Source organism: Methyloprofundus sp., assembly GCF_965251085.1.
Classification (GTDB): Bacteria; Pseudomonadota; Gammaproteobacteria; order Methylococcales; family Methylomonadaceae; genus Methyloprofundus.
Window position 1 is genome coordinate 4,357,977 of record NZ_OZ252594.1, and the last position, 22,510, is coordinate 4,380,486.

Consider the following 22,510-nt stretch of genomic DNA (forward strand, 5'->3'; position numbering starts at 1 on the left):
ACTAGCGCTTATGTAAATTTAAACACTTCGACCCAGGCTATCAGCGGATTAAATGCTGAGGGAGTTGCTTGGGCTAAAATCGGAGATTAAGGCAGAATTTTGCTCCGATACTTGGACTTTGAGAGTTGACTGCAATGGACAACGCTCAAAGTTCAGTTAAACAGGTAAAAACAGAGGTTCGATTCATCAGTCGGGCTGATCAACAAAAAGCTATTTTCATAGAGCGCATTAAATGAATTCCTACTATCGTGCCGGGCTTGTCCAACAAACGGTTCAGATTGTGGCTCGCTTCGCGATCACAATCTAACCTTATTCGTTATGAGCATGGCAGGGCAGCGAAAACCCAATGGCAAGTCATAGCAATCAGCAACAATCAAACCAGAGTTTATTTTTATCCCATAACCGGACGCACCCACCAATTGCGTGTGCATTCGGCGCATATCAGTGGTTTAAATACACCCATAGTCGGTGATGATCTGTATGGAAATAAAGCCAGTCGCCTACATCTGCACGCTGAATCCCTGGAATTCACCCACCCAGTCACAAAAAAAGTAATGCATTTGCAGCTTGAAGCTGAATTTTAACCGATTATTAACTATACAGTTCGAAGCTCATTCCTTGTGTCAATGCTGCTGCCTGAAGAATAAACTCCTTCTCCAGAGGGGGAAGGTTGGGATGAGGGGATTATAAATGCTTGATTTCATCCTCCTCACCCAACCTTCCAGAAAGAGAGGGTTTAAACCTGGAAAAATAAGTTGCTCACGGTTCGTAGGATGCTGCTGAGGAACGAAGCGCATCATTCGCGATAGATGCCGTAGCTGGCTACGTAACCTCAGAACTCCTGATCTCGACATAAAGAAACCAAAAGTTTACCGTTTTTACAAGATAATTAGATGATACTAAAGTACAAGGTTGGCGCTGAGTATACGAAGCCCAACATGATATTGCACAGTGATTGTTGGGCTTCGCAAGCTCAGCGCCAACCTACATATCAAGTATTGGCATCAAGTTATTATCCTGTAGTTCAGGTGGTCTGAACTTATGCAAACGTGCTGATGACGGACAAAAAGACCAGCAAAGTTAGATGATTATTTGTTTCCAGGTGCCTTAACTTTATTTAACTGCATATCAATTTCCACAAGAATTGCGTTTAGTTGAGTAATTTTCTCAGTATTTTTAAGATGTCGAAAGACGGCTAATGACCTGCTAATATATTCCTTGCCAGCATACCATCGGCCTTGGCTTATATATAACTGCCCTAGCTCACTTAACGTTATTGCAATACCTGGGCGACTAAGATGCTGTTTATACCCCGTAAGCGCTTGCTGTAAACAGCGTTCTGCCGCCTCTATATCCCCTTGCTCACGTAACAACTCGGCCTGAAAGCGTAATAGGCGCGATTCCAGATTAGAATCGTTCACATCCGCCAGAGATAAGGTCTGGGCATAACGACGCGTCCAGAGTGCGCTATCGATATTTTCCATAAATGCAGCTTTGGTTCGGTCGGCAAGCGCAATAATCTGCACCTGGCTGGCTGAATGTTCATCAACAGCTAGTAACGGTTTCAAAAATTTTTTAGCCACATTCACCTGATTTTGCGCTAATGCGTTTTGAGCATAGAGCAGGGCAATGCGCGATTGGATATCTGGCTGCCCTGTAGTATGTGCAATAAGACCAGCAGCAAATAAATGTTTTTCAACTGCCGGGTAATCGCCCATGACCAAGGCAACTTCAGCTAAATTAATATGGCTTAGTAACGCCCCTTGCTGATCATCTATCCCCTGGTAAAATATTAATGATTGGGTAAACAGGGATTGCGCCCTTTGCCAGTCAGCTTGAGAAAATGCCTGTAAACCCTCAATAGAGTAATTTTCTGCATTAATTATGCCAGCGGGCCTGGTATCAATACTTCCTGCGCAAGCTGAAAGTATCAATACAGGCAGAATTAAATAAAGCTTAGTCATGAGCTGGGTGAGCCGGAACCAATTGCTTAGGCAGCTCTTTGTCAATATCACTTGATAATGGCCAGGTGCCTTGAGCACTATCTATTAAGTGTTCCGCCTTGGTTATTGTTCTGCGGGTATTAATGACGGTTCCCGAAATATGTTCTAGCTCAGCATTTATCAAAGTTAGAGCAGTATTGGCCTGGGCAATGATTTCATTCAGTTCAATTATCAGGTTAGGAAGGTAGGCAGAAGTCGTGCGTAAATTTTCTGTGATATATTTTGCTTCAGTTAATATGGGTTCGATCTGAACTAGCCTCTGCTTTACAATACTGACAGTACCTTCAGCTTCCAGTAAAATCTCCGATCCCGAGGCGACAACTGATTTTAACTCCTTTTCTACTTTGGTATCAAATACCGCAGCCCCAAGCACACCATGCCCTGTCGCTATTTGTGCAATGATTTTATGTGCGTTTTCTATAGTGCGCTCTAATTTTGGTAACAGGGTTTCAAATTTGGTTAACAAATCATGCTCATCGGCTGATTGAATAATATTCGCCAGACCCAATAATAAATCATTTAAAGAAGGCGTCTCCTCAACTGGGATTACTGAGCCATCTGCTAATACAGGAGCATGCAAGGAACCAGACTTTATTTCAATCAACGCTTCACTGATATTGGCTAATCTATTCACGATTGCCTTTGCTCCTTTTCTTATATACTCACGACTTCCCTGATAAACTTCAATTGTGACACGAATCTTACTGTCGCTGGTCAAATTAAGCGCTGAGACGACCCCGACTTCACTGCCTAATGCTTTAACGACGTTGCCCTGACTAATTCCTTCACTACTCGCCACATCTATATAATAGGTCACGCGGTTTTCGAAGATATGTTGATTCTTGCCACTGATAATCACGACGGCCGAAATCAATATGAAAGCAGAAAAAACAAACAACCCGACAACTCGCTCACGATAATTGTAGGTGGCCTTATGGATATAAGGTGCAGTTTTCCTTTCAGTATCACTATTCATTAAGCTAAACTCGGGGGAATGCTTAATAAAGCCTTAACTTCCTGCTCTTTACTCTGCATAAGTGCTCTCCAACTGTTGAAAATAATAATTTTATGCTCGGAAATAAAAATAATCTGGTCCGCATATTGTTCTAGAAAGTGGGTGTATTGCAGTCCGCCAATCATGCATACGGCTCGATGCTGCTTATATTTTCCCAGTAACTTTCCCATTTTCTCTCGTTGCCTGGCATCCAGGTCATTAAATGGAACATCTAGAAACAATAAACCAGGGTTTAAAATTAACGCCCTCGCCAAAGCCAGTTGGGAACGTTGAAAACTGCTTAACATTGCCGGAAAGGCTGTAGGCTCAAAGTTACAATTCAATTCATCCATGAGTGCTCTGGCTTTATCAGCTGTTTCACGGAATGATAATTTGCCATGATAAAGTAATGGTAACATCACATTCATCAACCCATGCTGCGTAGATAAAACCGGGGATACACCGGAAAGATAGCCGATTTTTGAACGCAACTTCCCACTAGCAGCCTGTTCCAGTTGAGAAGTTTGTTGTCCGAAAATTTCTATCTTTCCCTGCACTGGTTTACTGATGCCTGCCAACATTTTCAAGTAAGACCTTAATTGTGAACGGTGCGGCCCTACCAGGCAAGTCAGACGATCTGGTAGTATCAAGCAATCGAGCGGAAGAATTACCGAGTTACCCTCCCCTGCGTCCGGGATAGCGCCAGAGGCAATAACTGTCGCGGGTTGTGCAAAAGTACTCATAGCGTGAAAAGCAAAAAATAGCCGTCGGCCAGGAATAAAAAAACCAACCCTCTAACCACTGCCTTTTGCATTTGCTGCGGCACTTGAGTGGGTGAATTTCCGACTAACAATCCATGAAAGCAAGCCAATGCACCGATAACCAGGCCAAAAACCAGATTTTTTGCAATAAAGATCATGACCACACCGATATTCAGGGTATTTAGCAATTGCAGAAACAACTCCTGTGCAGAAAAATTATACACGTAGGCACTAAAATACACTCCGCATAAGATCATGATAATTGAAAAATAAAGCGCAAGGATCAACTGACTAATCATCATGGAAACTATTCCAGGAACAACAAAGTAATCATTCACATCAATTCCCAGATATTCTAATGGTTCAATTTCGCCACGCACCTTTGTATTCCCTAGATCAACTGCAATAGCTGAACACGAGCGACCGACCAATATCACGCCGGTAATTACCGGGCCAAGCTCACTCACAACCAGGCGAGAAAGAATATCCGTCAAATGGCTGGCACCCGTTAAAGCGTGCATAATATAAACCAATTGCGAAATAACTCCAACCCCTACCAAAACAGCAAGAAATGAAATCATCGTAATAGCGTTAACGCCCGTAAAGATAAGCTGGCCTAATAAATTGGAATAAACGGCTCGGTTAAATACATTGCGGTGAACTTGCCATACACTAAGTGAGTGTAGCAAAAAATATGTGAAATCAATAATGTAGAGGAATAGCTCTATACAGCGCCGACCAATCCATCCAAACAAATTCATTTTGATAGCCGTAAGAAAGGTTTTATATGATTAGCAAGAATACTCCAACGATACTATTTATCCTAGAAAAATCAGTTGCTCACGGTTTCTAGCACAAGATCTTGATTCCACAGCTCTTCCAAAAAATACCCGCTTAACCTATAGGTGAAACTAATTTTTTTGAAAAGTGTTATATTAATTCAATATCTTGCACTATAAATTCGCGCTCAACCGGCACTGCCTGAGAGTGTTAAAAGAAGCGGTATAAATTAGGGCAACCTTTCAAAGGGGCTTAAAGGGGGAGTAAAAAGTTTTAGCTTTTTCCAAAACAGCAATAGCTGAAGCTATTGCACTCCACCCGATTTTTTGAACACCAACGACGCTAAAAACACCCTTCCAGGGTTTGAAAACCACGCTCTTAAAACGTGGGTATTTAATTTTCAACACTTAACGATGACATAGCCAATAATTATGACTCATTTTTCTTCACGGCGAATTGTAGCAATCCAACTATTTGTCGCTATATTATTTATATCATCCTGCAACCAACCGCCTGATCCCGAAGAGCAAATTGAAAATATCCTTGAATTACTAGAATTACCAGCAAATCAATGGGTAAAGTACCATCATGCCGATAACGGCGATTGGTGGAAAAAGGGGCATGCTGGAATGGCATACGATAGCAAAAGAGGGAGTCTGCTTATATTCGGTTCAGACACTCACGGAAAGGATTGGGACAATACCGTACATGAATTTTCACCTGCTCAGCGTAGATGGGTGCAACATGGTGAAAATTCACCACAAACAAGCTATCGAGTGGATGCGGCTGGCATTCCTGTCTCAGGAATAGAGAATACTCAACCCTGGGCAATGCATACCTATGATGGTATAGAATATGACCCAGTCTCAGACTCACTCTTTGCAATCGCAGCACCCGATCATAATCCAATAGGAAAAACAATCTCTCCGAGCGGGAAGAACAACCCCATCTGGAAATATGCATTAGAGACGCAAAAATGGCAGGCCTTACAATCTAACGCAACACAAAAAAGCAATTTTTTTGCAGCCGCTACAGCTTTTGATACAGCGCGAAAAGCCTTAATGATCTGTAGTCATGGCCTATGGAGTCTTAAGTCAGGCACCCAAACAGCTCTCAAAATATTCAGCAGCCCAGACTGCCTGCATAGCTCAATGGCATATGATAGCTGGCACAAAGATCTATACCTATTCGGGACATATAGGCCCAGCAACCTAATATGGAAGCTAGATAGAGATATACTAACTGATGAGCCTGTGGAATGGCTAAAATTAGCGCCAGGTGGAGACTCTCCACCCCCCTTCACCACGACACCAGTAGCGTTTGACCAGCAAGCAGGCGTTTTTCTGTTTGTTGCAGACAAGCCTGGAAAGGACACCAATAGTGCCTCTACGTTTGTTTACAATCCGACTAAAAATCAATACTACAAGCTAGCAAATGTACATCTACCAAAGGTAGGCATGAACTTTATGATGACATGGGCTCAGGAGTACAAAGTATTTTTCCTGGTTACAGGTGGATGGGATAACGGCATCACTGTTTGGGCATTACGGCTGGACTTAAAAATGCTCGAGGCTAATTCTACTACGTTGTCTCACTCGTAATTTAACCCTTCGGAATGTACACCAAGTAACTTAATCACTTGGAAGCGGGATCTTTAGTGTTGGTGCCCATGTCCGTGTTCCTGGGCAATTTGTCTGTAATAACAGCCATCACACTCCATCATTTGTTGTTGCTGCTTATTATTCACCAATGCCAAAACACGCTCATCAAGCGCAGTGTATATTTCCGGCTCAAAACCAAAATAATGACCTAAAGCAAAATTAACCTGCGGATATTGCTTTTGTAGATTTGCAAATTGTTTGTCTATACGTTCAATTAATGTGCCGGTAAATAAGTAGTAGGGCAAAATACACACTTGTGTCATACCCAGTTTAACTTGTCTTTGCACGGCCGACTCTAGACGTGGAAAGGTAATCCCTGTAAAGGCGATATCGACTAGCTCATGCTGGGTTTCTTCCCATAGCCAGCGCGCCATTTTTGCAACTTCGCCATTGGCGACTTTATCCGAAGACCCTCTCCCTAGTACAATCACGCCAGTAGTTTTTGGATCAGGCATATCTATGGTCGCCAGGGTCTTTTGCAAGCTGCGCTTGAGAATACTTAAAATGCCTTCACTTGCTCCAAGATGCCTGGCATAAATAAACTCGACATTGGGGTGACGCATTCTTGCCTGCGCTAAATGCTCCGGAATTTCCATTTTGACATGGCCCGCAGCATTTAAAATTAAAGGTACAACTATTACTTTTTTTGATTTTTTAGCAGCTAAGTCAAATCCTGCATCCAGTAAGACATCAGCGAATTCTATAAAGCAAACATCAATATGCCATTCCGGGTGCTGAGTCCGCCATTCATTCGCAAAAGCATCAATTTCCACATTCCCTTGCTCCGCTCTGGAGCCATGCCCGACTAATAAAATACTGAATTCCATGCTTATTCCTGTGTATTGCTTGCTTTACGAAAACGATGACTAAACTGCGCATCATATAATTTGGATTTTTTAATCTCGCTCCACTGCCTGGAGCCCAAAGTTGGACTGGCAATAATCATCGACTGAGAATTTATGCCAGCCTGCTTACATAGCTCTTTTATATTCGCCAGCGTGCCATGAATAATTTTCTGTTCATCAGGCCAGCTGGCTTTATGCACTACGACTATAGGAGAGTCATCTTGCCAGCCTGCGGTAAGTAAGTCTTCGCGCACTTTTTTTAGTAAGGTAATCGATAAATATAAACATAAAGTGCAGTGATGCTGCCCTAATTCGACTAAAGATTCACCGGGTGGCATCGGAGTTCTGCCTTCGACCCGAGTGAAAATAACGGTTTGTGTGACTTCGGGTAAGGTTAGAGTTTCCACAGCTGCCGCCGCTGAGGCCATTGCTGAAGTCACACCGGGCACAACACCAATACCGATCCCTGCTTTATCTAAAGGCTGCACCATTTCTATTAATGCACCATATAAACTAGGGTCACCTGTTTGCAGACGAATAACGGTGGCATCTGCCGTTGATTGCTTGATCAGCCAGCCAGTAATTTCCTCTAAGGTCATACCCTTAGAGTCTGCAATATTACAGCCAGGTTTTGCCCATTGTGTGGCGGCTTTCGAGACTAAAGAACCGGCATATAAAATGGCATCGGCTTGAGCAATCAGTTTTTGTGCTTTGAGTGTGATCAGTTCAGGGTCACCTGGCCCTGCACCAACAAACCAGACTTTGGCCATATGTGTATGTATTCGTATATTTAGGCTGTAGGGCGTGGCTTTAGCCCGCCTTTATGTGCCGGAAACAGGCGGGCTAAAGCCACGCCCTACATCGGATTTTGGGATGATATATTACCACAAGATTCATTGATGCATTTCTTTTAGGCAAAAAAAAGGGAAGGTCGTGAAACCTTCCCATATAACGAGGTACCGCTTAACTTATTACTTAGAAACCAAAACCTACATATGCACCTGTTGTGAACCCATTAAGATCAACACCGTCTAAATCACCAAAAGTCAGGTTATAACGAACATCGGCACCCACAAAGATGTTTTTCCAGACATTATAATCAGCACCGGCAGCAAAATGCATACCTGGTTCTAATACGGTTACACCATCAGATGGCGGACTGATAACGTGTATAGCCAGACCTACTGGAATAATCCAAGGTCTGAATTTGCTACCTTTCATAAATTTAACTTTTGGTGATGCTGTTAGAGTAAACTGGTTGACTTTAACAGTAGTACCTGCAGGAACAGCACCTGGAGCTACGTTATTAAGCAAAGTTGGTAATGGCCCAACAGCTAAAAATGCCTGATCAAATTCTTTATATTCAAACATGATCTCACCCAGCACTTCGATACTGTCTTCGAAGCCGAATAAATCATCGCTTAAAACCAGATCTAAGCCCGCACCGACATACCAGCCATCTTGCTCACCATTAACCTGACCAGCGATACCTGCTGTATCCGTTAAAATATCACCTTGACGAGGATTATTATTTCTCGCATAACCCCCACGGAAAGAGACCATATTGCCGCCACCCATCGTTTGTCTTTCAGATTCCTGCTTTTCTAAATTGGCAATTCGTGCCTGCAGTTGAGCCATATCATCAGCACTAGCTTGTGGCGCTACTGCCAGACCGGTTAACGCTAAAAGCGCAGTTGCAGCGCTTAGAGCTATTTTAGTATTTTTAAACATAGTCCCCCCCAAGGGTAATTATTAGATTTGTATAATTATCACAACAATTTGTATCTTTTAAACAACATTTTGTAACACGGTAAAAATAATAGCAGTAAACTTTAATCCTTACAAGTTTTAACAACAATTATTTATTATTTATTTTCCATGCTTTTCAGCAACTAATGAATAACTGCTAATAATTAACATAAAACATTGGGAGTTGTTGTAGTGTTTTGTTGTAAATAAACAACTGCTTGTATTATTCGCATGCCTCTCAAGCTTAGGTCAAATGACCTTATGTCCCTTAAACCTAGAAAAATCAGTTGAGCGCGAATTTATAGTGCAAGATATTGAATTAATATAATACTTTCAAAAAACGTCCGCTTCACCCATAGGTTAAGCGGGCATTTTTTTGCAAGTGCGGTGGAATCAAGAGCTTGTGCTAGAAAACCTGAGCAACTGATTTTTCTAGGTTAAATTAGTTTATGAGCATTTCCACGCCGCACAAAGAACGAGCTATTAAGTGAACAAAGTGAAGCAGGAAATATAGGGTGGGAGGAAGAGAAAAAAAGAAGGGACTACATACGCAGCCATTAAAACTAGGCAGTTGCCTGCTTACTACGGAACATTCATCGTGTCCATTGCACGCATTTCACAAACGTCATCCGTGTTGTAGTAATAGGAGCATAGCATTTCACCACAGATAACAAGGTCAAACTAAAATAGGATGGGCAAAGGGCTTCATCCGTGCCCATCAACGAAAATATGATGGGCACGTCGTACCTCCTTTGCCCATCCTACAAAACGCTTGTTCTTCATGATATTTTTTATCAAATACCTGCTTTTCTGGTGCCTGGCTGGAAATATACAATCAAATTTCGTAACTATCAGATACGCCGAATCGTTACAAAATTTCTTAGAAAATCAGCAAAATGCTTATTTGAAGTGATTACTCAGTAAAATCATTTTTAATATCAAAGCGCGAGGCTATACCGTCTAATTCATCCAGGCTGTTATAGTTTATCACCACTGAACCCTGACCATTTTGCTTATGCTTAATAGTCGTTTTAGCCCCAATAAAACTGGTCATCGCTTCTTGCAAGCGCTGAGTATCCCTATCTATAACTCTGTCATGCGCCTGCACGGAAACATGGGTTTTGTCTGCCGTTTTTTCTTGTTGTGCATCTTGTACTAGTTTTTCTGTAACACGAACGGATAAACCCTCTTCAGCTACCTTGTTTGCGAGCATTAGCTGTTTTTCTGCTTCCAGACTCAGCAAGGCACGCGCATGCCCCATGCCCAGCGCTCCTTTTGCTAGCAAGGTTTTAACCTCATTTTCCAGGTCATTGAGGCGCAACAGGTTTGTTACTGCCACTCTTGATTTACCGACTGCCTCGGCGACTTGTTGATGCGTAAGTTCAAACTCTTCTATCAATCTTAGAAAAGCTCCTGACTCCTCCAGAGGATTTAAATCTTCTCGTTGAATATTTTCAATTAAGGAGATCGCCATCGCAGTACGATCATCAATTTCCTTAATTAACACCGGCACATCTGCTAAACCTGCCATTTGTCCGGCTCTCCAGCGACGTTCTCCGGCGACAATTTCATAACGATTATAGCCAACTTCTCTGACTACAATCGGTTGCACGATACCCTGAGCTGTTATAGATTCAGCCAGCTCTTGCAAGCGCTCGGGGTTTATATCTTTTCTAGGCTGATATTTTCCGCGTTGTAGATATTCAACCGGCAAGGTTTGAGGACTGTTTTTGACCTGCTCCTTAGCTCCCATATCTCCCATTAATGCGCCTAGCCCTTTCCCTAAGCCTCTTTTCTTTTCTGCCATAAGCTTATTTATTTTCCTTTCTGATGAGTTCGCCTGCTAAGGCAATATACGCAACTGCACCGCGCGAACTTTTATCATATTGCAACACTGGCATACCATGACTTGGTGCTTCCGCCAGCCTGATATTACGCGGCACACAGGTGCGAAACACTTTATCGGCAAAATATTCCAGCAATTGCTCTGAAACATCCCTGGTCAAACGACTACGGTTGTCATACATTGTGCGTAAAATGCCTTCCAGATATAACGATGGGTTGGCTTTTTCCTGAATATTGCGCAGAGTATCCATTAAGGCAGATAACCCTTCCAATGCATAATATTCGCACTGCATAGGTACCAGCACACTATTGGCTGCCACCATCGCATTCAAGGTCAGCATATTCAGGGAAGGTGGGCAGTCTATCAAGATATAATCATAGTTAGCCTTCACTTGCTCCAGTGCATTTGCCAGACGCCGTTCGCGTTGCGTCATTTTCATTAACTGGACTTCAGCTATGGTCAAATCGGAGTTTCCGGCAATCACATCAAAACCAAACTCAGGCTCTGCAATGACCATTTCGGAAACCGGCACATCTTCTAACAATAAGTCACAACTGGAATATGTAACATTCGACTTATCAATTCCACAACCCATCGCAGCATTTCCCTGGGGGTCAAGATCAATCAATAGCACTTTACGCTTAGCTGCCGCTAAGGATGCTGATAAATTGACACTGGTAGTCGTTTTACCTACCCCGCCTTTTTGATTGGTTACAGCTATTATTTTTGTCATATTTTATTTATCCGCAGCACACAGCGCTCAGCTTCAACACCAGGCACGACTATTGATTTAACCGAGTAAGGCCTGGCTATCTTTTCTAGCTCCTGTTCCGGGATTTGCCCTTTCATTGCAATTAAAACACCTTCAGGCTGTAACAAGTATTCTGTCAGGCTCATAATATCACTCAAACTGGCAAAAGCCCGGCTCAAAACTGCATCATATTCGGCATCACGCCCCAGCTTCTCAACTCGGCCATGCACTACTTCGACGTTGTTTAATTTTAATTCTAAAACTGCCTGTTGCACAAATCGTGTTTTCTTTGAATTACTATCCACTAATGTAAATTGCACACTAGGCATAAAAATAGCCAAAGGAATTCCGGGCAAACCAGCGCCAGTTCCCACATCAATGATTTTATCACCGTTTACAAAAGGTAAAATCGCCAGGCTATCTAAAATATGCAGGCGCAGCATTTCATCTCGGCCCCGAATCGCAGTAAGATTAAAGGCCTTATTCCACTTCTCAATCAATCCTACAAACGTCAGTAAGGAATCAATTTGCTCTGCTGTCGAATCTACGCCTAGCTGTTTAATTCCCGTTGTCAGTAACTCACGACTGCTATCCATTGTGCTTTTTCATATAGATAAGTAATAAGGAAATAGCGGCCGGTGTTATGCCGGGTATTCTAGAAGCTAAGCCAAGTGTTTCAGGACGCTGTTTAATAAATTTTTCACGTGCCTCATTGGATAACCCCTTAACCAAATTGAAATCCATATCTGGCGGAATTTTTAAATGGTCATAGCGCTTTGCCCTATCTATATCCAACTTCTGCCGTTCTATATAACCCGCATATTTAGCCTGGACCTCAACTTGTTGTGCAACTTGCTCAGAAACGTCCGTCTCATCGGAGAAACTCAGCAACTGCTGAACATCAACTTCAGGGCGACGTAATAAATCCATTAAATTTGCTTCCTTAGTCAACGGCTTGCCCCATATCTCAGCAACTCGCGCTGCTTCCGGGCTATCTTTTCTGATCCATTTTGCTTGTAATGCTTGCTGAGTGCGTACAATGCTTTGCTGTTTTGCGTTAAAGAACTGCCACTGCTGTTCATTAACCAGCTGTAATTCCCGCCCTTTTTCCGTGAGACGTAAATCTGCGTTATCTTCGCGTAATAATAAGCGATACTCGGCACGGCTAGTAAACATACGATAAGGCTCAGTGGTGCCGTTGGCGATCAAATCATCTATCATCACCCCTATATATGCTTCATCTCTTGCAGGACACCAGCTATCTTTATCCTGTGCCTTGCGCGCGGCATTTAACCCGGCTATCAAACCCTGTGCTGCTGCTTCTTCATAGCCCGTCGTACCATTGATCTGTCCGGCAAAAAATAGGCCGGGCATGTATTTCGTTTCTAGCGAGGTTTTCAAATCCCTGGGATCGAAAAAGTCATATTCTATCGCATACCCTGGGCGGACAATTTCTGCCTGCTCAAAACCGGGCATCGTCCGTACAAACTGATATTGCACATCAAACGGTAAACTGGTTGAAATACCATTTGGGTAATATTCATTAGTATTCAGACCTTCTGGCTCGATAAAAATTTGATGTGAATCACGCTCGGCAAAGCGCACCACTTTATCTTCTATAGAAGGACAGTAGCGCGGCCCTACACCTTCGATCTCGCCCGCATACATAGGCGAACGATCCAGCCCGCCACGAATAATATCATGCGTCAATGCATTCGTTCGGGTGATATAACAGGGCACTTGTTGCGGATGCTGACTAGCATTACCCATAAAGGAAAAAACCGGTACCGGGGTATCACCATGCTGCTGCTCTAATTGTGAAAAATCAATAGTACGTCCATCAATCCGTGGAGGTGTACCCGTTTTGAGGCGATCGACCCTAAAAGGCAGTTCACGCAAGCGCTCAGCCAAAGCAATCGACGCAGCATCTCCCGCACGCCCACCCGTGAAATTCTGCAAACCTATATGAATTCTACCACCCAGAAACGTACCTGCGGTCAACACGACAGATTTTGCCTTAAACTGTAAACCCATTTGAGTTTCTACACCGACAACCGTCTCAGCCTCGACTATCAGATCTGATACTACCTGCTGAAACAGCATCAGATTAGGCTGGTTTTCCAGAACATTTCTAATATATTGTTTGTAAAGCGCTCGATCAGCCTGGCCTCGGGTCGCCCTGACTGCGGGACCTTTACTCGCGTTTAAAATACGAAAATGAATACCCGCATGATCGATTGCGCGCGCCATCACACCACCCAGCGCATCCACTTCCTTGACCAAGTGCCCTTTACCAATACCGCCTACCGCTGGGTTACAACTCATTTGCCCCAGTGTTTCAATACTTTGCGTTAATAATAAAGTTTGCGCACCTGTGCGCGCTGCAGCTAATGCGGCTTCAGTACCCGCATGACCGCCCCCGATTACGATAACATCAAATTCTTTTGTAAATTGCACAGACTTATCTTAAAATTGTTCAAACAAGTATTTTAATTTGTTCGCAGGAGTTTTGCACAAAAGAAATTTTTTATTTATCTATCCTTAAGGAGTTACTGCTATGAAAAAACGAAAAAAGCAGCAGAAAAACAACGTATCTGCGGCCCATAACCTAGTCGCAAAACATGCGCATTATTTTAACAAGGCAATTATTTTCAAAGATAAAAGCAAATACCAGCGCAAAGCTAAACACAAATCCTTGGATCCATTCTTTATACGATGCATGCATTTTATAAAGAATGGATCCAAGGATCATCCTCTACATCAACAGTTAGCTGCCTGCTAGAGCACACTGAAACAGCAAACGCAAAAGCGTTTACACTCTGCCTTACCTATCAAAGTCCACCTTAGGCACCTGGAAACAAATAATGCAAGCGGGATCGTTAGTCCCACCTTTTCCATGCGGGACTAAAGATCCCGCTTCCAAGTTGGCTATACTTCGTGTGCGTTCCTAAGGAGCTTCTTTTCGCCACTCATGTTTCTATAGGCTGATCTAAACTACCGCGTAATTTCAGAACACCCGACCCCAACCTAATAAAATCAAAAGCATAGCAATTCATCAAAGATAATATGGTGGGACTAAAATAGGTAGGATGCTGCTGAGGAACGAAGCGCATCTATCGCGAATGATGCGCTTCGTTCCTCAGCAGCATCCTACGAACCGTAATAAGTATCATATTGTTTTCAGACAGATCAGGTTATCTGAATTTTATGATTGAATTCTTTCAGAGATGAATAATCCAGGCACAAAAATGCCATAGCTTGTGATCAGATTTAGTATATTGTCAAATTTTAAAAAGACTTTTCTTGCAGTTGAAAAGGAAGTTTAATGGCTGTTACTACTGAGAAAACTAATCGAGAATTCAATTAGCTGTTGCCCTAAAGGCTATATATTAAAAAAAAGCCCAGAAGGGAATCTGGGCTTTCTTCTAAAAATTTCTTATAAAGAGATAGAACTAGAAACTTTTTGCTGGCTACCATCTGGATCATCCATGCAACCAGTTCCGCCGATTAACATTAATGAGATAGCTAATAGTGATAATACTTTTTTCATGTCATCCTCCTCAGGATAAAAATTATTATTGTTGTTTCGTACTATTAAAAAGCACGGGACAATTTATATCATGGGAATAGTTTTGATGCAACACCATTTTTTTTAAAACTAAATTCTTAAGCTGAAAAAATCGCCTTTTAGATTTCACACCATCCATATTAATCTCGGCCTTAAAGCCCATAAGAACCTGAAATAAAACAACTTATATCTACTTAATAGACTGCAACTCTAAGTTATAGCGCTTATTTTCCCAAGTCGCTGTACCGATATCTGTCCAGGCACCCGATAGGTTCTGCTTACGCAAATTTACACTCCACTGCTCAGGAGAGTTTATTTTTTTATGCTTGATAATAAACTGCGTGTGATTCAAGTCTAACCCCACTTTATGCCCCCAGAACGCTGTAACCTTCATAATAAATTTGCTCAGCCTATGCACATCAATATTAGGTGTTACCGCTATATTAGCCCACATAGAGTGCACTCTTCCCCAGTTAGGCGCTAACATTCGCCCCTGTTCATTGACAAAGGGTAACCACTGCTCATTCCCTTCTGAATCAATATAGCTAATTGCCAACAAGTCTTCATACCCCTCAAAATGATCATGCAAATATAGCGCATGCGGGGTAATCCCTAAAAAGCTCGTAGATAACATTAACAAGGAATTACTCAGTAAACGCGCCTGATTAGCAATCGGGTTGGTAACATTGGATAAGTCATAAAAGCGATACAAAAATCCATAATGAACGGTACTATTCAGCTGCAATATTACCAATATCATAAAAATCTTAGCCATTTTAAAGCTAAATTGCCTGGGCTTTTGCTGCGCATAATTTTCAAAAATACGCGTATACAAATCGACAGGATAAGCCTTTTCTATAACTTCCGGCATACAAGTTTCATCACAGACATTACGCACACGATTATCAGCAATACGCCGATATATTGCTTTTGCTATGTGATAGATTCCGGGGGCACGCATTAGCCATGCTATGACTGCCAGATAACGCATTTTAGTGAACACCTGAATATATGTATCAACTCCCGAAAAAACCCGGCCTTGCAGGTCAACTGCATATAGATCAGCCAATAACACCTGCTGATCATATTTGTGTAACTGTGGCGCTGCGTCAGCCTGCGTTTGCAGATCTTTAAAGGCAACCCCTTGCAGTAAATCAAAATGATTAATAATCGTTGCCGTACGATTACATAAAGGACAGTCACCATCATAAAAAACTGCCAACTGCGGTGTCTGGTATACAAACTTGTCAGCTAAGCCTCTCCACCAGGAAAAGGGTACCATTAAGATATACACTGCTAACATTCCCAAACCAAAGGGATAAATATTTAAACTAATCGTAATCCCTATATGCAAACCTGCCCCTACAAATAAAAAAATGGGACGGAAGCAGCGCCGATAAAATAAAAAGATAAAGCTAAATTGAAATACCAGGATCAAATATCCAATACATTTTTGTAAAACTTCCTGATTTAGCATCCAGGACAAATCTAATGCCGACATATAATAAGGCATTGAAGAGGGCAGCCAACCACCCAGTCCATTCATCCAATGTGGCGCAAACAGTTTATGCAAGGCAGAATCAAAGTACAAAAAACCCAGGCAAACCAACACTGGAAATAGCAGGCTCAAGGCACTACAAGTTTTTGGTAAAGAAGGTAGGCTCTGGTATTTGAATTGCAACTTATAGCGTAAATTATCCAGTGACAGGGATCGCCCTATAGGCATAAAGATTAGAAAAAACCCTACACTGATCATAAATAGATCAAACCCTCCATCAAAATCTCGTTGCATGGGGGTGAAATTGACAAAAACTATCCAGAAAATATAGTTTGCAATAATCGCGTTCTGGCTACGATAGCCAACGATAATGCACCCTGCTACGATTCCCCACAAGCCCAGGAAAAGCGGAATCATTGGAAACTCCACATCTATATAGGGAACAGGATCGAAAATAAGATGATTAAAATAAAGCAGGAATATAATTTCCTGTAAGGCAACTAAGCCATAAAGTATACGCAACAGGCCGATAATAAAGGCAGGCGCTGTGCGTTGATGGTAGCGCGTAATAACTTGAGCAAGAATTTTTAGCATTTTATACTCGTGGGTATTATAAAATACTACAAATTATAATGGAATATGGCTTTCAGGAATGTACAAATTCCTAAAACAGTAAGATTAGATTTTGCAGGCTGACTATATCAATACAAAAAAAGCTCTAAGGAACGCGCACGGAATAAATTGAGCATCTTGCGCAGGATTTTTATTCGTATTCAAGACGTAGAAACAGGCGCATAGCCAGCTACGTAACAGTTTCTACAACGCAGAAGACGGATAAAAAAACAAGCCAGTTGCTTAAGTTATTTCGTGCGCGTTCCTAAGTACAAGGGATGGATTTAAAACAGATTGTGATTCAATAAGCCTATGTTACATGTTGCATGCAAACATACTGTGTCTGTGTCGTATATCGATTTTTAAGAACAATTAGACATAAAAAAACCCGTGATTTATGGTAATCACAGGTTTTTTAAGTAATACCAATAAAGCTAAAAGCTTATTCTTCGTCGCTAGGCTCTGAAGTAACCCATTTCACGAAGAAATATCCTGCTGCGATAACTACTGCAGCAACGGCCATGCCTGCTGGCTCTTTTAACATTTCAGCTACGTCTAATATTGCACCCATGAGTGTCCTACCTTCTTGTAATTTATTATAGTTATTACGTCAAAAATATTGACAGTAAATGAACTTAATATAATACTTGATCGCCTATTGAAGTCAAGAGTTTCTTGCTTCTTCTTACTAACCATGAGCTGATTTATTTTCTACTATTTAAGTTTAAATGGCACTTTAGTTGCTTTAATACTCACTTTTTTTACTGATACATTGCCATATTAAAGCCGAGATGTTTATAATGCCTACTGCTTAATTACTATGTAGGCATATTACATAGTATAAATAAATTCTAGGCATAAAATTTTTAAAAACAACAATAATTAAGGGGATAACAATGTTTGGCGGTGTATTAACAATTTTGATTGCAATCTGGACCTTCAGAACGGCAGTCCAGGCAAAAACTGGAAACGTATTACTTTGGACAGCAGGGGCAGCAGTTTTGTTTATTGTAGTGCAGGTACTGTTTTACAATATAAACATATTTATCATTGATGGTTTCGGCAATGATGTAGGCGGTGACTATGACCGTGATCTAACCGATATTGGCGATAGAATAACAAGTAGTGGTGGTAGTGGCGGTATTCAAGAGGGGTTTTTTGGTACCGTACTCGGTATCCTGTTTGAAATTATGCCTCTATTTATGGGTTGGTTGAGTGTTGCCTTTGTTAGAACTAAATATATATTGAAACAGGACCTTAAAATTTCAAACCTGACTAGTGGCATTACTGATGTGTTTATAGCTATTAAAAATAGCTTCAAAACATCTGAATAGTTTTCCGCCCACAAGGTACGCAATAAAAGCCCGGTTTTTAACTGGGCTTTTTGCTTTGTAACATAGAAAAATAATGATTTTTTAAAGCACTAGCGCTAAATTATGAACGATACAATAGCGACCAGTGTTAAAATGAATAATACCGTCGCAATTGCCCCAACAATCAGATAGCTAGATAATGAGCCCTGCTCAAAGTCTCTTTCGCGATTTGCGTTACTTTGCACTCCAATAGCTGCTGCTAACACGCTTTGAATGACCTGTTTAAGTGCTGGCTTGGACATAAACCCTCCGTATCTTAGAGTAAATACAATAAGCTCATCAAGTAAACCATCTTTGGCCTGACTAAGCAAACCCGATAGCGACAACCTCAAGTGACCCTCATGAACAAAAAAGAACTTTTAATCCAGCAACTTTCACAACGCATTTTATTTTTAGATGGTGCAATGGGTACGATGATTCAAGGCTACCACCTTGAAGAACAGGATTATAGAGGCACGCGTTTTAGTGACTGGGATTCTGACTTAAAGGGCAATAATGATTTATTATCATTGACTCAGCCGGATATTATTAAAGCCATTCATAAAGCCTACCTGGATGTAGGCTGCGATATTATTGAAACTAATACTTTCAATGCTACCACGATTGCCATGGCAGATTACAATATGGAATCGCTGGCTTATGAGATTAATTTTGAATCTGCAAAATTAGCTAAACAGGCGGCTGAAGAAGCCACATTACAGACACCCGAAAAACCTCGCTTTGTCGCTGGAACGCTTGGGCCAACCAATAGAACAGCATCGATGTCACCCGATGTTAATGCCCCTGCGTTTCGTAATATCAGTTTTGATGCTCTGGTAGAAGCTTATAGCGAAGCAGTCAAAGGCCTGGTAGATGGCGGTACCGATATTCTGTTGATCGAAACAGTGTTTGACACCCTCAATGCTAAAGCAGCCATTTATGCCATAGATCAATACTTTGAGCAGCACAACATAGAGTTGCCGGTGATGATTTCGGGCACCATTACTGACGCTTCTGGGCGGACATTATCCGGACAAACAGCGCTCGCTTTCTGGAATTCACTAAGCCATATACAACCTATTTCCATAGGCTTTAACTGTGCCTTGGGCGCGCAAGAAATGCGTCAATATGTTGATGAGCTAGCGAGCCATGTTGACACTTACGTTTCAGCACATCCGAATGCAGGCCTACCCAATGAATTCGGTGAATACGACGAAACACCTGCAGAAATGGCCACAGAAATTGCTGACTGGGCGAAAAGTGGTTATTTAAATATCATAGGCGGCTGTTGCGGCACTTCGCCCGAATATATCAAAGCAATTATTGATGCGGTCAGCCCCTACCCACCACGACAAATACCTGAACTAGAAATACGCTGCCAGCTGGCTGGACTGGAACCTTTTTATATCGGCACTGATTCGTTATTTGTTAATGTTGGCGAGCGTACTAATGTCACAGGTTCAGCCCGGTTTAAGCGGCTGATTGTTGACGAAGATTATGACACCGCACTAGATGTAGCACGCGAACAAGTCATCAATGGCGCACAAATCATCGATATCAATATGGATGAAGGTATGCTGGAGTCCAAAGAAGCGATGGTGCATTTTCTAAACCTGATCGCTTCTGAGCCAGATATATCCAAAGTTCCCATTATGATAGATTCGTCTAAATGGGAAATAATCGAAGCCGGTTTAAAATGTATTCAAGGTAAAGGAATCGTCAACTCGATTTCCATGAAGGAAGGTGAAGAAGCCTTTATTCATCATGCACGGCTAGTGCGCCGCTATGGTGCGGCAGTCATTGTCATGGCCTTTGATGAACAAGGGCAGGCGGATACTTTTGCCAGAAAAGTAGAAATTTGCCAGCGTGCTTATAAAATATTAGTCGAGCAAGTAGGTTTCCCCCCTCAAGACATTATTTTTGACCCTAATATCTTTGCTATCGCCACCGGGATTGAAGAACATAACAATTACGGCGTTGACTTTATTCAGGCCACTCGCGAAATTAAGCGCACCTGTCCACATGCGCTGATTTCTGGTGGGGTTTCGAATGTATCTTTTTCCTTTCGCGGCAATAGTCTGGTACGTGAAGCCATTCATGCTGTATTCCTGTATCATGCGGTACAAGCGGGCATGGACATGGGGATTGTCAATGCGGGACAGCTTGCGATTTATGCGGATGTTCCAGATGAATTACGCAATACTGTAGAAGATGTCGTGCTTAATCGCGATGCAGACGGAACCGACAGACTTCTGGAAGTTGCCGAAAAGTATCGTGGCGATGCCGTAGTAAACAAAAAAGAAGATTTAGAATGGCGTAACCTGCCTGTTAATAAGCGTCTGGAATATGCTTTAGTCAAAGGCATTACCGACTTTATTATAGATGATACCGAAGAAGCGCGCCTGCAAGCTGAAAAGACTTTGCATGTGATTGAAGGGCCCTTAATGGACGGTATGAATGTGGTGGGTGACCTATTTGGTGCCGGTAAAATGTTTTTACCCCAGGTTGTCAAATCAGCCCGGGTAATGAAGCAATCGGTCGCTCATTTACTGCCTTTTATGGAAGCAGAAAAGTCGGGCAAAATAAAAACTAATGGCACGATCCTTATGGCCACGGTTAAAGGCGACGTGCACGATATTGGTAAGAATATCGTCGGCGTGGTTTTACAATGCAATAATTACGAAATCATCGACTTAGGTGTCATGGTACCTACTGCTAAAATATTGCAAGTTGCTAAAGAAAAAAAGGTCGACATTATTGGCCTAAGTGGATTAATTACCCCCTCTCTGGAAGAAATGGTACATGTCGCAAAAGAAATGCAACGTCAGAACTTCAGCGTTCCCCTGCTGATTGGCGGCGCAACCACTTCACGTGCGCATACGGCCGTAAAAATCGAAGAAAATTATAGCGGTGCTACGGTCTATGTTCCGGATGCTTCACGAGCGGTAGGCGTTGCCGGAAAATTACTCAGCCCTGAAGCCGGACCTGATTATATGCAAGGTATTCGTGATGAATATAGTACTGTCCGTGAGCGCCATAAAGGCCGTAAAGCTAAAACCAAGCAACATAATCTAGAAGCTGCACGAGCAAATAGGTTTATCTGGGGAAACCACAGCCCTGTGCCGCCTAAGAAATTAGGTATCGAAGTGATCGATCACTTCCCGCTAGAAACGCTGGTCTGGTATATAGACTGGACTCCTTTTTTCCAGACCTGGGAACTGGCAGGGCGCTACCCTGATATTCTTAAAGATGAAGTTGTCGGCAAACACGCGCATGATTTATTCGAAGATGCGCAAGTAATGCTAAAGCAAATTATCAGCGAAAAATGGCTTGAGGCTAAAGCCGTTATAGGCTTCTTCCCTGCCAATAGCGAAGGCGATGATATTATTGTGTATACAGATGAGTCACGCAGCGAACAGCTTGACGTGCTGCACCATCTACGCCAGCAAAATATTAAGGCACCTGGGCGGCCAAATTATTGCCTTTCTGATTTTGTTGCTCCCAAAAGCAGCGGACTAGCGGATTATATCGGTGGCTTTGCCGTAACAGCAGGCATAGGTATAGAAAAGAAACTTGCCGAGTTTGAAAGTCAGCATGATGATTACAACGCTATTATGCTCAAAGCACTTGCTGATCGTCTGGCAGAAGCTTTTGCAGAATATATGCACCTTGATGTGCGTAAAAATCACTGGGGCTATATTGATGATGAAGAAATGAGTAATGAAGAACTCGTTAAAGAAATGTACCAAGGTATTCGCCCCGCGCCAGGTTACCCTGCCTGCCCGGACCACACTGAAAAAGCAAAATTATTTGAGCTATTAAACGTTCAGGCTAATACCACGATTGAATTAACCGATAGCTTTGCCATGTACCCCACGGCTGCAGTGAGTGGCTGGTATTTTTCTCATCCTAATGCGCAGTATTTTAACGTCGGAAAAATTACCGCCGAACAATTGGAAGATTACGCGCAACGCAAAGGTCTTTCAATAGAAGAGACAGAACGCTGGTTAGCTTCGCATTTGCATTAACCTAAAAACAGCAGTTGAACGCTAAAAAACACTCTAAGCATTTGCATATAAAACATAATGAC

The 22,510-nt window shown here is 42.2% G+C and carries 19 protein-coding genes; 5 read left to right on the forward strand and 14 right to left on the reverse strand.

Translation table 11 applies throughout. The annotated features are described in order from the left end of the window. The first annotated feature begins 248 nt into the window (after nucleotides 1–248). Complete coding sequence (locus ACQY3F_RS20490) at nucleotides 249–584, forward strand: pseudouridine synthase (RefSeq protein WP_428356921.1); 336 nt, start codon at nucleotides 249–251, stop codon at nucleotides 582–584. A 504-nt stretch (nucleotides 585–1,088) separates the two neighbouring features. Here the strand turns inward: ACQY3F_RS20490 and ACQY3F_RS20495 are convergent. The 4 genes from ACQY3F_RS20495 to ACQY3F_RS20510 all read right to left on the reverse strand — a co-directional run bounded on the left by ACQY3F_RS20495 (nucleotide 1,089) and on the right by ACQY3F_RS20510 (nucleotide 4,519). Continuing rightward, nucleotides 1,089–1,964, reverse strand: coding sequence for a hypothetical protein (locus ACQY3F_RS20495; RefSeq protein ID WP_428356922.1), 876 nt, complete (start codon nucleotides 1,962–1,964; stop codon nucleotides 1,089–1,091). Further along, nucleotides 1,957–2,979, reverse strand: a complete 1,023-nt coding sequence (locus ACQY3F_RS20500; protein WP_428356923.1) for an MlaD family protein — start codon at nucleotides 2,977–2,979, stop codon at nucleotides 1,957–1,959. The genes ACQY3F_RS20495 and ACQY3F_RS20500 overlap by 8 nt, the downstream gene beginning before the upstream one ends. Further along, nucleotides 2,979–3,578 carry an ATP-binding cassette domain-containing protein gene (locus ACQY3F_RS20505; RefSeq protein ID WP_428357759.1) on the reverse strand — a complete coding sequence of 200 codons (600 nt, stop codon included), beginning with the start codon at nucleotides 3,576–3,578 and terminating at the stop codon, nucleotides 2,979–2,981. Before ACQY3F_RS20505 ends, ACQY3F_RS20500 begins: the two co-directional genes overlap by 1 nt. A 158-nt stretch (nucleotides 3,579–3,736) precedes the next feature. Then, nucleotides 3,737–4,519, reverse strand: a complete 783-nt coding sequence (locus ACQY3F_RS20510; RefSeq protein WP_428356924.1) for an MlaE family ABC transporter permease — start codon at nucleotides 4,517–4,519, stop codon at nucleotides 3,737–3,739. 450 nt (nucleotides 4,520–4,969) lie between these two features. Here ACQY3F_RS20510 and ACQY3F_RS20515 point away from each other — a divergent pair, with 450 nt between their 5' ends. Beyond that, nucleotides 4,970–6,139 carry a hypothetical protein gene (locus ACQY3F_RS20515; protein WP_428356926.1) on the forward strand — a complete coding sequence of 390 codons (1,170 nt, stop codon included), beginning with the start codon at nucleotides 4,970–4,972 and terminating at the stop codon, nucleotides 6,137–6,139. Between the two features lie 53 nt (nucleotides 6,140–6,192). Here the strand turns inward: ACQY3F_RS20515 and ACQY3F_RS20520 are convergent, their stop codons facing one another. From ACQY3F_RS20520 to mnmG, 7 genes are all read right to left on the reverse strand, one after another. After that, the gene (locus tag ACQY3F_RS20520) at nucleotides 6,193–7,026 is read right to left on the reverse strand and encodes a sirohydrochlorin chelatase (protein WP_428356928.1); all 834 of its coding nucleotides are present in this window, start codon (nucleotides 7,024–7,026) and stop codon (nucleotides 6,193–6,195) included. 2 nt (nucleotides 7,027–7,028) lie between these two features. Beyond that, entirely contained in the window at nucleotides 7,029–7,814 is a 786-nt protein-coding gene (gene cobM, locus ACQY3F_RS20525; RefSeq protein WP_428356929.1) for a precorrin-4 C(11)-methyltransferase, read from the reverse strand. 205 nt (nucleotides 7,815–8,019) lie between these two features. Beyond that, a complete protein-coding gene (locus ACQY3F_RS20530) occupies nucleotides 8,020–8,775 on the reverse strand; it encodes a porin family protein (protein WP_428356930.1) in 756 nt (251 codons plus the stop codon). Between the two features lie 931 nt (nucleotides 8,776–9,706). Continuing rightward, complete coding sequence (locus ACQY3F_RS20535; RefSeq protein WP_428356931.1) at nucleotides 9,707–10,600, reverse strand: ParB/RepB/Spo0J family partition protein; 894 nt, start codon at nucleotides 10,598–10,600, stop codon at nucleotides 9,707–9,709. A gap of 4 nt (nucleotides 10,601–10,604) precedes the next feature. Further along, a complete protein-coding gene (locus ACQY3F_RS20540) occupies nucleotides 10,605–11,372 on the reverse strand; it encodes a ParA family protein (protein WP_428356933.1) in 768 nt (255 codons plus the stop codon). Further along, nucleotides 11,369–11,986, reverse strand: coding sequence for a 16S rRNA (guanine(527)-N(7))-methyltransferase RsmG (gene rsmG / locus ACQY3F_RS20545; RefSeq protein WP_428356934.1), 618 nt, complete (start codon nucleotides 11,984–11,986; stop codon nucleotides 11,369–11,371). The genes ACQY3F_RS20540 and rsmG overlap by 4 nt, the downstream gene beginning before the upstream one ends. Further along, complete coding sequence (mnmG, locus tag ACQY3F_RS20550) at nucleotides 11,979–13,847, reverse strand: tRNA uridine-5-carboxymethylaminomethyl(34) synthesis enzyme MnmG (protein WP_428356936.1); 1,869 nt, start codon at nucleotides 13,845–13,847, stop codon at nucleotides 11,979–11,981. The genes rsmG and mnmG overlap by 8 nt, the downstream gene beginning before the upstream one ends. Nucleotides 13,848–13,947: 100 nt before the next feature. On the opposite strand from mnmG, the gene ACQY3F_RS20555 reads away from it, so the two are divergent. Then, nucleotides 13,948–14,172, forward strand: coding sequence for a DUF7230 family protein (locus ACQY3F_RS20555; RefSeq protein ID WP_428356938.1), 225 nt, complete (start codon nucleotides 13,948–13,950; stop codon nucleotides 14,170–14,172). Between the two features lie 976 nt (nucleotides 14,173–15,148). On the opposite strand, the gene ACQY3F_RS20560 is transcribed toward ACQY3F_RS20555, so the two are convergent. Together ACQY3F_RS20560 and ACQY3F_RS20565 are read right to left on the reverse strand one after the other, a co-directional pair. Further along, entirely contained in the window at nucleotides 15,149–17,050 is a 1,902-nt protein-coding gene (locus ACQY3F_RS20560; protein ID WP_428356939.1) for a DCC1-like thiol-disulfide oxidoreductase family protein, read from the reverse strand. Nucleotides 17,051–17,510: 460 nt separating this feature from the next. Beyond that, nucleotides 17,511–17,639 carry a hypothetical protein gene (locus ACQY3F_RS20565; RefSeq protein WP_428356940.1) on the reverse strand — a complete coding sequence of 43 codons (129 nt, stop codon included), beginning with the start codon at nucleotides 17,637–17,639 and terminating at the stop codon, nucleotides 17,511–17,513. A 325-nt stretch (nucleotides 17,640–17,964) separates the two neighbouring features. Here ACQY3F_RS20565 and ACQY3F_RS20570 point away from each other — a divergent pair, with 325 nt between their 5' ends. Next, nucleotides 17,965–18,402 carry a hypothetical protein gene (locus ACQY3F_RS20570; RefSeq protein ID WP_428356942.1) on the forward strand — a complete coding sequence of 146 codons (438 nt, stop codon included), beginning with the start codon at nucleotides 17,965–17,967 and terminating at the stop codon, nucleotides 18,400–18,402. 95 nt (nucleotides 18,403–18,497) lie between these two features. Here ACQY3F_RS20570 and ACQY3F_RS20575 read toward each other — a convergent pair whose 3' ends face one another. After that, nucleotides 18,498–18,752: a DUF2970 domain-containing protein gene (locus tag ACQY3F_RS20575; RefSeq protein ID WP_428356943.1), complete on the reverse strand. Its 255-nt coding sequence runs from the start codon at nucleotides 18,750–18,752 to the stop codon at nucleotides 18,498–18,500. Between the two features lie 30 nt (nucleotides 18,753–18,782). Between ACQY3F_RS20575 and metH the strand changes: the two genes are divergently transcribed. Further along, on the forward strand, nucleotides 18,783–22,448 hold the full coding sequence (gene metH, locus ACQY3F_RS20580; RefSeq protein WP_428356945.1) for a methionine synthase: 3,666 nt from the start codon (nucleotides 18,783–18,785) through the stop codon (nucleotides 22,446–22,448). Nucleotides 22,449–22,510 lie beyond the last annotated feature (62 nt).